A 14622-nucleotide genomic window follows, 5' to 3' on the forward strand; every position below is an offset into this window, starting at 1 on the left:
CGAGAAGGGCGCCGTACGGGAAACGTACGGCGCCCGTGTGGCGTTCCGGCATTTCACCACCCGAAACGCTTGACTCACCCGCTTGTCCGCTACATCCCGGCGATCAGCTTCTCCACCCGGTCGTCCACCGAACGGAACGGGTCCTTGCACAACACCGTGCGCTGCGCCTGGTCGTTGAGCTTCAGATGCACCCAGTCGACCGTGAAGTCCCTGCGCTGTTCCTGTGCCCGCCGGATGAAGTCACCGCGCAGCCGCGCCCGAGTCGTCTGCGGCGGGACCGACTTGCCCTCGAAGATCTTCAAGTCGTTGCAGACCCGGGCCGCCTGACCCTTCTTCTCCAGCAGGTAGTACAGGCCACGACGACGATGGATGTCGTGGTAGGCGAGGTCTATCTGCGCGACCCGCGGATGCGACATCGTCATGTTGTTCTTGGCCCGGTACCGCTCGATGAGCTTGTACTTCATCACCCAGTCGATCTCGGTGGCGATCCGGTCCAGTTCCTCGGTCTCGATCGCGTCCAGGGTGCGGCCCCACAGCTCCAGGACCTGCGCGACCGTACCGGTACGGATGCCCCGCCGGTCACAGAAGTCCACGGCCTTGTCGAAGTACTCCCGCTGCACCTCCAGCGCGGAGGCCTCCCGGCCGCTGGCCAGTCGCACCTTGCGCCGGCCCGTGATGTCATGGCTGACCTCACGGATCGCCCGGATCGGGTTCTCCAGCGTGAGGTCGCGCATCACGGTGCCCGCCTCGATCATGCGCAGCACCAGGTCCGTCGCGCCGACCTTCAGCAGCATCGTCGTCTCGGACATGTTCGAGTCACCGACGATGACATGCAGTCGGCGATAACGCTCCGCGTCCGCGTGCGGCTCGTCGCGGGTGTTGATGATGGGCCTCGAACGGGTCGTCGCCGAGGACACACCCTCCCAGATGTGCTCCGCGCGCTGACTCACGCAGTACACGGCACCACGCGGTGTCTGCAGCACCTTGCCCGCACCGCACAACAGTTGCCGGGTCACCAGGAACGGGATGAGGATGTCCGCGAGCCGCGAGAACTCCCCGTGCCGGGCCACCAGATAGTTCTCATGGCAGCCGTACGAGTTGCCCGCCGAGTCGGTGTTGTTCTTGAACAGGTAGACGTCGCCCGCGATTCCCTCCTCGTGCAGGCGTCGTTCCGCGTCCACCAGGAGTCCTTCGAGAATGCGCTCGCCGGCCTTGTCGTGGGTGACCAGTTCGATCACGTTGTCACATTCGGGGGTCGCGTATTCCGGATGTGAGCCCACGTCGAGATAGAGCCGGGCGCCGTTTCGCAGAAAGACATTGCTGCTGCGGCCCCATGACACGACACGGCGGAAGAGGTACCGCGCCACCTCGTCAGGAGACAGGCGCCGCTGTCCCCTGAACGTGCACGTGACGCCGTACTCGTTCTCCAGCCCGAAAATGCGGCGGTCCATGACTGAACATTACGCCCGATCCCCTGAGCTGAAACGGGGTTCGACAGCACGATTTGGATCATTTTCCGATGAAGACGCAACGACCCCGCCCCGCGCGGGAGCTGCGAGGACCCGCCCCGTGGCGAGCAACACCAGCAACGACACGGCTCCCGCCGCCCCCGGAACCGCGAACCCCCACACCGTGCCACCGGCCTGGACCACGGGCCCCGCCACACCCGTGCCCACCGAGGCACCCACGGTGAACGTCGTCACAAGCCAGGAGAACGCCTCGGTGACCGTCCCGCTCGGCGCATGCCGGTCCACGATGATGAACGCACAGGCGATACACGGCGCGAGAAACACCCCCGAGACCACCGTGAGCAGCACCATCGCCGGCGCACCCGGGGTCAGCAGCAAAGGCAGATAACACACCGCCAGAAGGGCCACGAGCACGCTCAGTCGCCGCTCGGGCGAACCACCCCACCGCCGCGCCCCGTACACGGTGCCGCCGGCCAGCGCGCCCAGGCCCAGCCCCGCCATCATCCAGCCGTACACCGCGTCACCGCCATGACCGTCGGCGTACGACACCGACGCGACCGTGATCGAGCCCAGCGCGATCCCCACGAACAGGAAGGCACTCAGCAGGGCCAGCAGCCCCGGCGAGCGCAGCGCACCCAGCCAGTGCGCCTCACGCGGCGCCGACCGCCACGCGCGCGAGGGCGGCGACACGACCACGGAGAGCGCACCCAGCACCCCCAGCAGGTTCAGCACCAGCAGAGCGGCCCGCTCGTCCCACAGCGACACGCACAGCGTCACCAGCAGCGGCCCCACCGTGAACATGATCTCCTGCGCGACCGCGTCCATGGCGTACGCCGTGTGCACCTGCTCCCCCCGGCGCAGCACCGACGGCCACAGCGCCCGCAGGCCCCCCTCCAGCGGCGGCGCGAACAGGCCGGCCGCCGCCACGGCCGCGTACGCCAGCGGCAGCGGATCCGTGCCGAAGAACGCGAAGACCGCCATGGACAGGGCCGCGAGGACCGCCGCCGGCAACTGGACGCGCGGCTGGCCGTACAGATCCACGAGCCGGCCCAGCACCGGCTGCCCCACGGCGTTCGCGACACCATAGACGGCGGCGAGGGCACCGGCGAGGCTGTAGGTGCCGCCCTCGGCACGCACGAACAGCACCAGGGCGATCGCGGCGGTCGCGTTCGGCAGCCGGCCCACCAGGGTGCCCGTGAGCAGCCGCAGCGCATGCCTCGCCCGGAGTATCTCCAGATAACCCGCGGCCATCCGCCGCCTCCAACCTCAAGTTTTACGTATAACGCCCCTCCCCATACGTACCATGTGCGCTGTTCGGAGTCCACACGAAAAGGCAGGCCCACGGTGGCACGCAGCAGCACGCGCCCGACCAGCCGCGACGTCGCCCACGCAGCCGGAGTCTCCCAGGCCGCCGTCTCCCTCGTACTCGGCGACAAATGGCGCGGACGCGTCTCCCAACCCGTCGCCGAACGAGTCCGCGAAGCGGCCCGCGAACTCGGCTACCGCCCCAACCTCGCCGCCCGCAACCTCCGCCTCGGCCACACCCGCACCGTCCTGCTCGTGGTACCGGCCCTCACGACAGAGTTCTTCGCCGGCGTCTACACCGGCGCCGCGCGCGTCGCCGCCGACAACGGCTTCGGAGTCGTCCTCTACCCCTCCCCCGAAGGAATCGGCCCGGCCCGCGACCCCTTCGCCTCCGCACAAGCCGCCCTCGACGGCGTCATCGCCTCCTCCATGGCCGCCGACGCCCTCACCGCCATCCGCGGCGACCAACTCCCCCTGGTGATGCTCGACAGCGACCCCCAAGGCAGCCTCGGCGCCGCCACCGTCAACCTGGACATCACCGACGGCATCCGCCAGGTCACCGACCACCTGCTCACCCTCGGCCACCGCCGCATCCTCCACCTGGCCGCCGACGTCCCCTCCTGGACCTTCGAGGTACGCGCGCGTGAACTCGCCGCACGCATGGCAGCCGTACCCGGGACGGAGGTACGCACAGCCCGCGCCCCCATCTCCATCGAAGGCGCCCTGACCGCCACCGAGACCGCACTCACCGCACCCGGACCCCGACCCACCGCCGTCGTCTGCGACGACGACAAACTCGCCGCCGGCGCCTACAAGGCCCTGCGCCGCCTCGGCCTGCGCATCCCCGACGACGTATCCGTCACCGGCGTCGACGACCTCGGCCTCGCCACCGCCATCGACCCAGAACTGACCACTGTACGCCTCGACGCCGAACTCTTCGGCGAACGCGGCATGCAAGCCCTCCTCGCCGTCCTGGACGGCCGCGAGCCCGAGAGCGGGGACATCCCCGTCCGACTCGTCGTACGCGGCTCCACAGCCCCGCCACGCGCCGCCTAGCCTCCCCGGCCGGTACCGGAACGCCCGTGTGCCCCGGCCAGGACAACGGCCGGGGCACACAGGAGCAGGCGATCAGGGCTGCGGGTCACTCCTCCTCGGAGCCGTCCTCCTCCTCCGAGCTCTCCGCCTCGGTGGCCGCACCGTCCGCCGCCAGCAGACGGGACAGCTGACGGCGGACGATGCGCTTGAACTTGCGCTTCTGCGGACGCGTACGGTCCAGCACCGCCACCTCAAGACGCTCCGCGGGAATCTCCCGCTCGCTGCCATTGGTGTCGCGGGACAGCGCCTGCACCGCCAGCTTCAGGGCCTCCGCCAGCGACATGCCGTCACGGTGACGCTGCTCCAGGAAACTGCTGATCTGCTCCGCATTGCCACCCACCGCGACCGAGCCGTGCTCGTCCACGATCGACCCGTCATGCGGCAGCCGATAGATCTGGTCACCCTCCGGGGTCTCCCCCACCTCCGCCACGACCAGCTCCACCTCGTACGGCTTCTCGGCGGCCGAGGAGAAGATCGTGCCAAGCGTCTGGGCGTACACGTTCGCCAGACCACGAGCGGTCACATCATCACGGTCATAGGTGTAACCCCGCAGATCGGCGTAACGAACACCACCGATGCGCAGGTTCTCGTACTCGTTGTACTTACCGGCGGCCGCAAAACCGATCCGGTCATAGATCTCGCTGAACTTGTGCAGCGCACGGGACGGGTTCTCACCGACGAACACAATGCCGTCGGCATACTGCAGCACGACCAGGCTACGGCCACGGGCGATGCCCTTCCGGGCGTACTCCGCCCGGTCGGCCATGGCCTGCTGGGGTGAGACATAGAACGGCGTCGACACCGGTTATCCGTCCCTTTCTGTCATGGTCACTGGATCACCTTGATAAGAACCGGGGCCCGCACTCAGAGCAGGGCGGCCTTCGGGCCGTCCGGCTCCTCCAGGCGCTTCTGCAGCACCGCACGAGCGATCTCGGAGGACTCGTCCTCCGTCAGCCGACGGAAACCGTCCTCGGTGATCACGGTGACGATCGGGTAGATCCGGCGGGCGACATCGGGACCACCGGTCGCCGAGTCGTCGTCAGCCGCGTCGTAGAGAGCCTGCACCACCAACGTGATCGCCTGCTCCTCGGTCAGGTCGTCACGGAACAACTTCTTCATCGCACCACGAGCGAAGATCGAGCCGGAACCCGTCGCCGCGAAGTTGTGCTCCTCGCTGCGGCCACCCGTGACGTCGTAGGAGAAGATCCGCCCCTTCTCCCGGTCCAGGTCATACCCCGCGAACAGCGGCACGACCGCCAGCCCCTGCATCGCCATGCCCAGGTTCGACCGGATCATCGTCGACAGCCGGTTCGCCTTGCCCTCCAGCGACAGCTGCGCACCCTCGACCTTCTCGAAGTGCTCCAGCTCCAGCTGGAAGAGCTTGACCATCTCCACGGCCAGACCGGCGGTGCCGGCGATACCGACGGCCGAGTACTCGTCCGCCGGGAACACCTTCTCGATGTCCCGCTGAGCAATGATGTTGCCCATGGTGGCCCGACGGTCACCGGCCAGCACCACGCCGCCCGGGAAGGTCGCGGCGACGATGGTGGTGCCGTGCGGCGCCTCGATCACACCCTGCGTGGGCGGCAGCTGCCGGTTGCCGGGCAGCATCTCGGGCTGGTGCTCGGACAGGAAGTCCATGAAGGAGGAGGAACCTGGCGTCAGGAAGGCAGCTGGTAGACGCCCGGTGCCACGAGAGTTGGCTTCCACAAGTTTCCTTCCAGATAGGCGGCGGCTCGGCGTGCGGCCTCGGGGTCGTCACGCAACTTGCCGATGGCCGAATTGCAGTTGAAGCACAGTACGCCACGGACCCTACCCGTGTTGTGGCAGTGATCCACATGCGCGGGCGGGGCAGTCAGACAGATCGCGCAGAGGCCGTACTGGGCGGCGATCATCGCGTCACGCTCGGCTTCGGTGAGGCCGTATTGGCGTCTCAGGTGGCGCCTGCGGTCGTCAACGGCACGGCAGGCCTTGCACCGCGAGGCTTTCCCTCGATGCCAGGCGGAGCGCGGCTTGACCTCTCCACAGCCCTGACAGTGCTTGTGGCCGTCTGGGACAGCTCCGCGCGGCGGAACTGTTCTACCCATGGCCTGCTGGCGCTTCCGGTCGGCCTCAGCCGCACACTCGCGGCAACGGTGCTGCAAGCCGTCAAGATTGCTTCGCTTGGCCGCGAAGGCTGCGCGCGGCTTGACCTCTCCACACCGCGCGCAGCGCTTCACTTCCGGCTCCCCCAACACTTCCGATCTCCGTTCGCCTTCGATTCGAAGGGAAAAGGGCCCTACTGCCCACCCTTCTGAACGAAGGAGCGCACGAAGTCCTCGGCATTCTCCTCGAGGACATCGTCGATTTCATCGAGGACGGAGTCCACGTCGTCGCTCAGCTTTTCGTGCCGCTCCTTGAGGTCCTCCGAAGCCTGCGCGTCCTGCGCCTGCTCCTCGACCTCTTCGGTCGCTCGCGTGGCCTTCTGCTGGCCGCCGCCGGTGTCCTTGGTTGCCATAACCCTCACCCCGCTCAGTTCGCCTGCCGATCGGTGATGATCAGACCCTACAAGCCGGGTCCGACATCGGCCCCGCAGTTTCTCCAACGTACGGGGGCCACTCCGATGATTCCCGGGCGGTCAGGGTTTCCACCCTGCCCGCCCGGGCCGCACCGAGCGCCCCCTGGCCCGCTCACCCGCCTGACAGGACCCTGACCAGGTCTTCTGCGGTGCGGCAGCGGTCCAGCAGTGCCTTGACGTGATTTCGCGTTCCGCGTAGCGGTTCGAGGGTTGGAACGCGCTGGAGGGAGTCGCGGCCGGGGAGGTCGAAGATGACCGAGTCCCAGCTCGCCGCGGCGACGTCGTCGGCGTACTGCTCCAGGCAGCGGCCGCGGAAGTAGGCGCGGGTGTCCTCCGGTGGCTTGGTGCGGGCCTTCTCGACCTCGGACTCGTCCAGGAGGCGCTTGATGCGGCCGCGGGCGACGAGGCGGTTGTAGAGGCCTTTCTCGGCGCGTACGTCGGCGTACTGGAGGTCGACGAGGTGGAGGCGTGCGGCGTCCCAGTCGAGGTTGTCGCGGCGGCGGTAGCCCTCCATGAGTTCCCGCTTGGCGACCCAGTCCAGCTCGCCCGCCAGGCTCATGGGGTCGTTCTCCAGCCGGGTGAGGGTGTCCTCCCAGCGGGTCAGGACGTCCTTGGTCTGGTCGTCGGCATCGGCCCCGTAGCGTTCCTCGACGTATTTGCGTGACAGCTCGTAGTACTCCATCTGGAGCTGGACGGCGGTCAGGGTGCGTCCGCTACGCAGTGTGATCAGGCGCTTCAGGGACGGGTCGTGGGAGACCTGGTGCAGTGTCCGTACCGGCTGGTCGACCGCCAGGTCGACCGCGATGAAGCCGTCCTCGATCATGGACAGGACCAGGGAGGTCGTGCCCAGCTTGAGGTAGGTGGAGATCTCGGAGAGGTTGGCGTCGCCGATGATCACGTGGAGGCGGCGGTATTTCTCCGCGTCGGCGTGGGGCTCGTCGCGCGTGTTGATGATGGGCCGCTTCAGCGTCGTCTCCAGGCCTACCTCGACTTCGAAGTAGTCGGCGCGCTGGCTGATCTGGAAGCCGTGTTCGTGGCCGTCCTGGCCGATGCCGACGCGGCCGGCGCCGGCGAAGACCTGGCGGGAGACGAAGAAGGGGGTCAGGTGGCGCACGATGTCGGAGAAGGGGGTTTCCCGCTTCATCAGGTAGTTCTCGTGCGTGCCGTAGCTGGCACCCTTGTTGTCGGTGTTGTTCTTGTAGAGGTGGATGGGCTGGGCGCCGGGGAGCTGGGCGGCTCGTTCGGCGGCCTCGGCCATGATGCGTTCGCCGGCCTTGTCCCAGAGGACGGCGTCGCGGGGGTTGGTGACCTCGGGGGCGCTGTATTCGGGGTGGGCGTGGTCGACGTAGAGGCGCGCACCGTTGGTGAGGATGACGTTGGCGAGGCCGATGTCCTCGTCGGTGAGCTGGCTGGCGTCGGCGGCCTCGCGGGCGAGGTCGAAGCCTCGCGCGTCCCGTAGCGGGTTTTCTTCCTCGAAGTCCCAGCGGGCCCGGCGGGCCCGGTGCATCGCCGCCGCGTAGGCGTTGACGATCTGGGACGAGGTGAGCATGGCATTGGCGTTCGGGTGGCCGGGGACGGAGATCCCGTACTCCGTCTCGATGCCCATTACTCGCCGTACGGTCATGCGGCCCTCCTTGCCCGGCGGCACCCTCGGTCGTGGGGCCGCTCACGTACCGCTGGAGCTCCGGTGCGTGTGCGGTGCCCGTCCCCGCACTGCGCGACTCGGCGGTAGGAACGAGCCTAGAACGCCTTTGCGCTGGTGGGGAGATCATTTGCGTCATTGGCTGCTCCGGTCGTGGCCTGAAAAAGCGAGGGCTGCGGGTACCCGGTGAGGGCACCCGCAGCCGCCCTGCTGTTACAGGTACTGTCCGGTGTTCGCCACCGTGTCGATGGAGCGTCCGGTGTCTGCGCCCTGCTTTCCGGTGATGAGGGTACGGATGTAGACGATCCGTTCGCCCTTCTTTCCGGAGATGCGGGCCCAGTCGTCGGGGTTGGTGGTGTTGGGGAGGTCTTCGTTCTCCTTGAACTCGTCCACGCAGGCCTGGAGGAGGTGGGAGACGCGGAGGCCCTTCTGGTTCTTTTCGAGGAAGTCCTTGATCGCCATTTTCTTGGCGCGGCCGACGATGTTTTCGATCATGGCGCCGGAGTTGAAGTCCTTGAAGTAGAGGACTTCCTTGTCGCCGTTGGCGTAGGTGACTTCCAGGAAGCGGTTCTCCTCGGATTCGGCGTACATCTGCTCGACCGCCGTCTGGATCATGCTCTGGACGGTGGTGGCCTTGTCGCCGCCGTGTTCGCCGAGGTCGTCGGCGTGCAGCGGGAGGCGTTCGGTGAGGTACTTGCCGAAGATGTCCTTGGCGGCCTCGGCGTCGGGACGCTCGATCTTGATCTTCACGTCGAGCCGGCCGGGGCGGAGGATGGCGGGGTCGATCATGTCCTCGCGGTTGGAGGCGCCGATGACGACCACGTTCTCCAGGCCTTCGACGCCGTCGATCTCGGCGAGCAGCTGGGGGACGATGGTGTTCTCCACGTCCGAGCTGACGCCGGAGCCTCGGGTGCGGAAGAGGGATTCCATCTCGTCGAAGAAGACGATGACGGGGGTGCCCTCGCTGGCCTTCTCTCGGGCACGCTGGAAGACGAGGCGGATCTGCCGCTCGGTCTCGCCGACGTACTTGTTGAGCAGCTCGGGGCCCTTGATGTTGAGGAAGAAGCTCTTGCCGGCGGCCTGGCCGGTGACCTCGGCGACCTTCTTGGCGAGCGAGTTCGCGACGGCCTTGGCGATGAGTGTCTTGCCGCAGCCGGGGGGGCCGTAGAGCAGGACGCCCTTGGGCGGGCGCAGCTCGTGCTCCTTGAACAGGTCCGGGTAGAGGTAGGGCAGCTCGACCGCGTCGCGGATGGCCTCGATCTGGTTGCCGAGTCCGCCGATGGCCTCGTAGCCGATGTCCGGGACCTCTTCGAGGACGAGTTCTTCGACCTCGCTCTTGGGTACGACCTCGTAGACGTAGCCGGAGCGGGGTTCGAGCAGTAGGGCGTCGCCGGCGCGGATGGTGACGTCCAGCAGTGGCTCGGCGAGCCGTACCACCCGTTCTTCGTCGGTGTGCCCCAGCACGAGGGCGCGCTCGCCGTCCTCGAGGATTTCCTTGAGGGTGACGATGTCGCCGACGCGCTCGAACTCCATGGCTTCGACCACGTTGAGCGCTTCGTTGAGCATGACCTCCTGGCCGCGCCGCAGGTCGTCGAGGTCGACGCTTGGGCTGACGTTCACCCGGAGTTTGCGGCCGCCGGTGAAGATGTCGGCGGTGCCGTCCTCGTTGGCCTGCAGGAAGACGCCGAAGCCGGCGGGCGGCTGGGCGAGCCTGTCGACCTCTTCCTTGAGGGCCACGATCTGGTCGCGGGCCTCGCGGAGGGTGTTGGCCAGCCGTTCGTTCTGGGCGGACACGCCGGCCAGGTTGGTCTGCAGCTCGACGATCCGCTCTTCGAGAATCCTCGTGTGTCGCGGAGAGTCGGCGAGCTTGCGTCGCAGGACGGCGATCTCCTGCTCAAGGTAGGCGATCTGCCCGGCCGGGTCGTCGGACCCTCGTCCCGGGCGGATGCCGCGGTTCATGTCGTCGTCGTGGGCTGCCACGGTCCTCACCTCCTCCAAGGGGAGCTGGACGCTTCCAGACCCTACCTGGGTGGGTGTCGATTGAAACCCCTAGATCACAGAGACTGTCAAGGTGTGTCGTCGGTCACCCGTTGCGCTCTCCCTCGCACGGAGGGGATACCCACTCAACGTGATACGGAAGCGGCTTGTTCCAGGCATCGCGTGGTCAAAACCCTTCAGGAGTGGCCGGAGTTGTCCGATCCGGGCGGGTGGGCCCGGAGATGGGCAGCCGGGAGCGCGCTTGCGTGTGTCATCACGCAGAGCGACGGTGCGGGCGGCGGGTGTCACGGCCGGCCTGGCCTGAAGTGGTGGGTGTCATAGCCGGGGGTGTGTCTGTCCTGATCGAGCGCTGGTACCCGAGGGGGCGGGGGTGGAAACCCGGGGCCGGTGGAGGGTGGCCGGAATGCGGGCGGGGGTAGGGTCGGGGTGTTCAACAGCCGCTGGTGCGGACCCGGCTGGCCCTGGTGGTGCCGGTTCCGCGCGGCGTACCGACGGCAGGAGAGGTGACCGTGCAGCAGGAGGCCCCGGGCGGGGAGGCGCTGGAGGTCTGGATCGACCAGGATCTGTGTACCGGTGACGGGATCTGCGCCCAGTACGCCCCTGAGGTGTTCGAGCTGGACATCGACGGGCTGGCCTATGTGAAGGGCGCGGACGAGGAGCTGTTGCAGGCGGTGGGTGCGACGGTGCCGGTGCCGTTGCCGCTACTGGCGGATGTGGTGGATTCGGCGCGGGAGTGTCCCGGCGAGTGCATTCATGTGCGCCGGGTTTCGGACAGGGTCGAGGTGTACGGGCCCGACGCGGAGTGAGTCCGGGCCGGGCCGGGTGTCAGACGCTGTGGGCGTCGGCGGGGGTGGAGCGGATGAACGCGGTGCCGTTCCAGTGCCACTTGGTCGGGGTTTTCAGGTCGGGGCAGCAGTTGGGGACGGCGTCGGAGGAGTAGCCGAGCAGGGTTGCGGCGACGGTGCCCGCGCGTATGGAGAAGTCGGTGACGGTGAGCCGGTTCTTGGGGTCGACGAGGGTGGCGACGACGCGTGGTTGGTCGCCGTCGGTGGAGCGGGTGAGGACGTAGACGCCGTCGGGTGGTGTGCCCATGGCGGAGTCGCAGTGGACTACTGCGACGGTTTCCGGTCTGCCGTCGCCGTCGAGGTCTCCGGTGGCTTTTTTGGCGACCACGGCTTTGACGGGTCCGCACTGGAGGGGGAAGTCCACGCCGGTGGTGCTGGGTGGTGCGATGGCGGCGGGGGCGGACTTGGTGGGTGTGCCGGTGGCGGACTGGGCGGCCGTGGCCGATCCGGGCTGGACGAAGGAGGAGAGGGCCACGACGCCGGCGACGGCCGTGGCGGTGGCGACCCAGTGGATGGGCCGGGTCTGGTCGTGAGCGAGCTCCGGAACGGCGGATTGCTGCACTAGGAGTGTCTCCTGTGAGGGCTGTACCGGTGGGGGTGGCCAGCATGGTGCCACACGTCACAGTGCGGGGGAACGGCGGGGTCGGGGATTCCCGCGGGCGGGCCGCGCGCGTGCGGGGCGTACGCGCTGTGGGGGCCGGGGAATCTCCTGGTGCCCTGTCAACGAAGGGGCGCCGTGCCGGAGTTCCCGTCGGTCTGGGGGAACTCCGGCACGGCGCCGTTGCGTTGTGCTGTGTGCGGGTGGGTCAGCGGCCGGCGCCGTCGGCGTTGGGTCCGGCGTAGTCCTCGCCGTAGGCGCCCTTGGCGGGGCGGCGGCGGCGCATGGGGGGCTCGACGCCGTCGGCGAGGCGGCGGGCGGTGAGCAGGAAGCCGGTGTGGCCGATCATGCGGTGGTCGGGGCGGACGGCGAGGCCCTCGATGTGCCAGTTGCGGATCATGGTCTCCCAGGCGGTCGGCTCGTTGAAGCAGCCGATCTCCCGGATGGACTCCACGGTCCGGGCGAGCTGGGTGGTGGTGGCCACGTAGCAGCAGAGGATGCCGCCGGGGACGAGTGCCTTGGAGACGGCTTCCAGGCATTCCCAGGGGGCGAGCATGTCGAGGATGACGCGGTCGACGTCGGTGTCGGACAGGTTGTCCTGGAGGTCGCCGACGGTGAGCCGCCAGGCGGGGTGGGGGCCGCCGAAGTAGCGCTCGACGTTCTGCTTGGCGATCTCGGCGAAGTCCTCGCGGCGCTCGTAGGAGTGCAGCATGCCCTGGTCGCCGATGGCGCGCAGCAGGAAGCTGCTGAGCGAGCCGGAGCCGACGCCGGCCTCGACGACGCGTGCGCCGGGGAAGATGTCGGCGAAGGCGAGGATCTGCCCCGCGTCCTTGGGGTAGACGACGGCTGCCCCGCGGGGCATGGACAGGACGTAGTCGGGGAGCAGGGGGCGCAGCGCGAGGTAGGCGACGTTGCCGGTGGTGCGGACAACGCTGCCCTCGGGAGCGCCGATCAGTTCGTCGTGCGGGAAGGAACCCTTGTGGGTGTGGAAGTTCTTCCCGGCTTCGAGCGTGAACGTGTAGTGGCGGCCCTTGGGGTCGGTCAGCTGTACCTGGTCCCCGACCTTGAAGGGCCCGCGCCTGCGGGCGGCACCGGTCGGTTCGGACATGTGACCAGCCTACCGGGTCCCGTCCGGGGGTTTGGCCGACGGAGTGATGGGGAGCGGCGGTCCGTTCCGCACGGCGTTATGAGGCGGGCCTTGCCATGGCCCTGACGAAGGCCCGCTCCACGTCCGCCGCTGACAGGACGCCGTAGATCTCGCCGGTCTCCTCGACGACGAGGTATTCGGTGGCGGGGGTGGCGCGCAGGACGTCGAGGAGTTCTTCGCCGGCGAGTTCGGCGGAGACGCGCATGCCGTCGGTGAGGTCCTGGGCGAGGCCGCTGACGGCGACCCAGGGGCGGCGGTGTTCGGGTACGCCGACGATGGCGGACTCGCGGACCAGGGAGAGGGGGTTGCCGTGGGCGTCGACGACGACGAGGGCGCGGGCGCCGGCGGCGTTGGCGCGGCGCAGGGCCTCCGAGAGCGGGGTGTCGGTCTCGACGGGTACGGCCCGCCGGGTGAGGGTGCGGGCGCGCAGTTCGGGGAGGTGTTCGCGCAGGCGGGCCATGCGCAGGCTGTTGCCGGCGCCGGTCCAGATGATGGCGGCGAGGATGGCGGCGAGCAGGGCGTCGGTGACGGTGTCCATGCCGCCCGTGTTCTCGCTGTTGCCGCCGAGGGCGCCGGACTGGTTGAGCAGCGGCAGGCCGATCAGTACGGCGACGGCGAGGGCGCGGCCGACCCAGGCGGCGGCGACGGTGCCGCTCATGGGTTTGCCGGTGATGGCCCAGACGACGGCGCGGAGCATGCGGCCGCCGTCGAGGGGGAGGCCGGGGAGGAGGTTGAAGATCGCCACGATGAGGTTGGAGATCATCAGGCCGGCCAGCAGGACGCCGGGTACGGTGCCGGGCTGGACGGGTTTCATGGCGAGGTAGAACAGTCCGGCGAGGACGAGGGAGAGCAGCGGGCCGACGAAGGCCAGGACGAATTCCCGGGCCGGGGTCTCGGCTTCCTTCTCGATCTCGGAGACGCCGCCGAAGAACTGCAGCTGGATGCGGCGGACCGGGAGCTTGAAGCGGATCGCGGCGACCGTGTGGGCCAGCTCGTGGACCAGCACGGAGGCGTAGAAGGCGACGGCGAAGAACAGGGAGACCAGGTAGCGGAGGGCGCCCAGCTCGGGCAGCACGCGGTCGAGCTGGCCACCGAAGACCCAGGTGATGAGCGCGGCGACGAGGAACCAGCTCGGCGCGACGTAGACCGGTACGCCGAAGGGGCGGCCCATGAGGATGCCGCCACCGGGCTCTTTGGGTCGTGGCTGGGGCGGTTCACCCTTGGCGATTCCGGAGTGGGCGAGGGTCCGGTGCTGCTCGGGCTGCGTGTCCGGCCGACTCCCGGGCGGGACGGTCGTTTCGCGGGACGGGGTCTGCGAGCCGCCGGTGTGGCCGGTCGTGGCGGTGGTGCCGGTGGCCTCCGAGCCGCCGGTGCGCCCGTCGGCGTCCGCGCCACCACCGGGGCCGGTGACATCGGGGCGGCCTTCTGCGCCGGCCGCGTCCCAGCCGCCGGCGCCGGTCCCACCGGTGCCATCCGTCGCGCCGCTGGTGTCACCCGTCGCGCCGCCGGTGCCGGCCGGGCCGCCGGGGGTTCCCTCGGCGCCGCCGGTGCCGCCCGTCCCGGCCGGAGTCACAGCGGTGTCCGGACCGGCGCCGGTGCTGTCCGCGCCCTGCGCAGGAGCCGCGGTGTCCGGACCGGCGCCGGTGCTGTCCGCGCCCTCCGGGTTCGCGGTGGTGTCGTGGTCCGCGGTGGGCGTCGCGGGCTGCGGCTCCGGGCCCGCATGGTCGGTGTGGTCGGTCGTCGGGGCCGTTGGACCTGCGGGGTGCTCGGCCGGCTTTTCGTTGCCGGACCGCGGCTGCCCGCTCCCGCCGCTCACGTCCACGGTGTCCCCTCGTTCGAAGCGTCTCCCGTACCTGCCGGCCGGAAGGGTCTCTGGTCGATGGTATGCGGCCTTGGTGACGCGTTCCGCCCCGGCACCCCTTGTGTTTGCCCCGCGGACGCGGGCCGGACTCGGGCGGCGGCTGGG

Annotated in this window: 13 protein-coding genes; 2 read left to right on the forward strand and 11 right to left on the reverse strand. The window is 69.0% G+C overall.

The features are described from left to right. Positions 1 to 89 precede the first annotated feature (89 nt). Together pafA and ACFYOH_RS17265 are read right to left on the reverse strand one after the other, a co-directional pair. Entirely contained in the window at positions 90 to 1451 is a 1362-nt protein-coding gene (gene pafA / locus ACFYOH_RS17260; RefSeq protein ID WP_055709514.1) for a Pup--protein ligase, read from the reverse strand. A gap of 9 nt (positions 1452 to 1460) precedes the next feature. Further along, complete coding sequence (locus ACFYOH_RS17265) at positions 1461 to 2720, reverse strand: MFS transporter (RefSeq protein WP_388626373.1); 1260 nt, start codon at positions 2718 to 2720, stop codon at positions 1461 to 1463. 93 nt (positions 2721 to 2813) lie between these two features. Here ACFYOH_RS17265 and ACFYOH_RS17270 point away from each other — a divergent pair, with 93 nt between their 5' ends. After that, the gene (locus ACFYOH_RS17270) at positions 2814 to 3830 is read left to right on the forward strand and encodes a LacI family DNA-binding transcriptional regulator (protein WP_388626375.1); all 1017 of its coding nucleotides are present in this window, start codon (positions 2814 to 2816) and stop codon (positions 3828 to 3830) included. Positions 3831 to 3915: 85 nt separating this feature from the next. On the opposite strand, the gene prcA is transcribed toward ACFYOH_RS17270, so the two are convergent. The 6 genes from prcA to arc form a co-directional block, all read right to left on the reverse strand. After that, positions 3916 to 4671: a proteasome subunit alpha gene (gene prcA, locus ACFYOH_RS17275; RefSeq protein WP_388626376.1), complete on the reverse strand. Its 756-nt coding sequence runs from the start codon at positions 4669 to 4671 to the stop codon at positions 3916 to 3918. A 62-nt stretch (positions 4672 to 4733) separates the two neighbouring features. Further along, a complete protein-coding gene (prcB, locus tag ACFYOH_RS17280; protein WP_388626378.1) occupies positions 4734 to 5579 on the reverse strand; it encodes a proteasome subunit beta in 846 nt (281 codons plus the stop codon). Continuing rightward, the gene (locus tag ACFYOH_RS17285; protein ID WP_388626379.1) at positions 5531 to 5764 is read right to left on the reverse strand and encodes an endonuclease VII domain-containing protein; all 234 of its coding nucleotides are present in this window, start codon (positions 5762 to 5764) and stop codon (positions 5531 to 5533) included. Before ACFYOH_RS17285 ends, prcB begins: the two co-directional genes overlap by 49 nt. 383 nt (positions 5765 to 6147) lie before the next feature. Next, complete coding sequence (locus ACFYOH_RS17290; RefSeq protein WP_023551933.1) at positions 6148 to 6366, reverse strand: ubiquitin-like protein Pup; 219 nt, start codon at positions 6364 to 6366, stop codon at positions 6148 to 6150. 172 nt (positions 6367 to 6538) lie between these two features. Then, positions 6539 to 8050 carry a depupylase/deamidase Dop gene (gene dop, locus ACFYOH_RS17295; RefSeq protein WP_388626380.1) on the reverse strand — a complete coding sequence of 504 codons (1512 nt, stop codon included), beginning with the start codon at positions 8048 to 8050 and terminating at the stop codon, positions 6539 to 6541. Positions 8051 to 8281: 231 nt separating this feature from the next. Further along, positions 8282 to 10048, reverse strand: coding sequence for a proteasome ATPase (gene arc / locus ACFYOH_RS17300; RefSeq protein WP_388626382.1), 1767 nt, complete (start codon positions 10046 to 10048; stop codon positions 8282 to 8284). A gap of 521 nt (positions 10049 to 10569) precedes the next feature. Here arc and ACFYOH_RS17305 point away from each other — a divergent pair. Further along, positions 10570 to 10872 (forward strand): ferredoxin, encoded by a 303-nt coding sequence (locus ACFYOH_RS17305; protein WP_351206632.1) that lies wholly within the window; start codon positions 10570 to 10572, stop codon positions 10870 to 10872. A 19-nt stretch (positions 10873 to 10891) separates the two neighbouring features. On the opposite strand, the gene ACFYOH_RS17310 is transcribed toward ACFYOH_RS17305, so the two are convergent. From ACFYOH_RS17310 to ACFYOH_RS17320, 3 genes are all read right to left on the reverse strand, one after another. Then, entirely contained in the window at positions 10892 to 11473 is a 582-nt protein-coding gene (locus ACFYOH_RS17310; protein WP_388626383.1) for a hypothetical protein, read from the reverse strand. A gap of 244 nt (positions 11474 to 11717) precedes the next feature. After that, positions 11718 to 12617, reverse strand: coding sequence for a tRNA (adenine-N1)-methyltransferase (locus ACFYOH_RS17315; RefSeq protein WP_388626385.1), 900 nt, complete (start codon positions 12615 to 12617; stop codon positions 11718 to 11720). A 76-nt stretch (positions 12618 to 12693) separates the two neighbouring features. Further along, positions 12694 to 14472 (reverse strand): site-2 protease family protein, encoded by a 1779-nt coding sequence (locus ACFYOH_RS17320; RefSeq protein WP_388626387.1) that lies wholly within the window; start codon positions 14470 to 14472, stop codon positions 12694 to 12696. Between the last annotated feature and the right edge of the window lie 150 nt (positions 14473 to 14622).

Source organism: Streptomyces sp. NPDC007856, assembly GCF_042868225.1.
GTDB lineage: Bacteria > Actinomycetota > Actinomycetes > Streptomycetales > Streptomycetaceae > Streptomyces.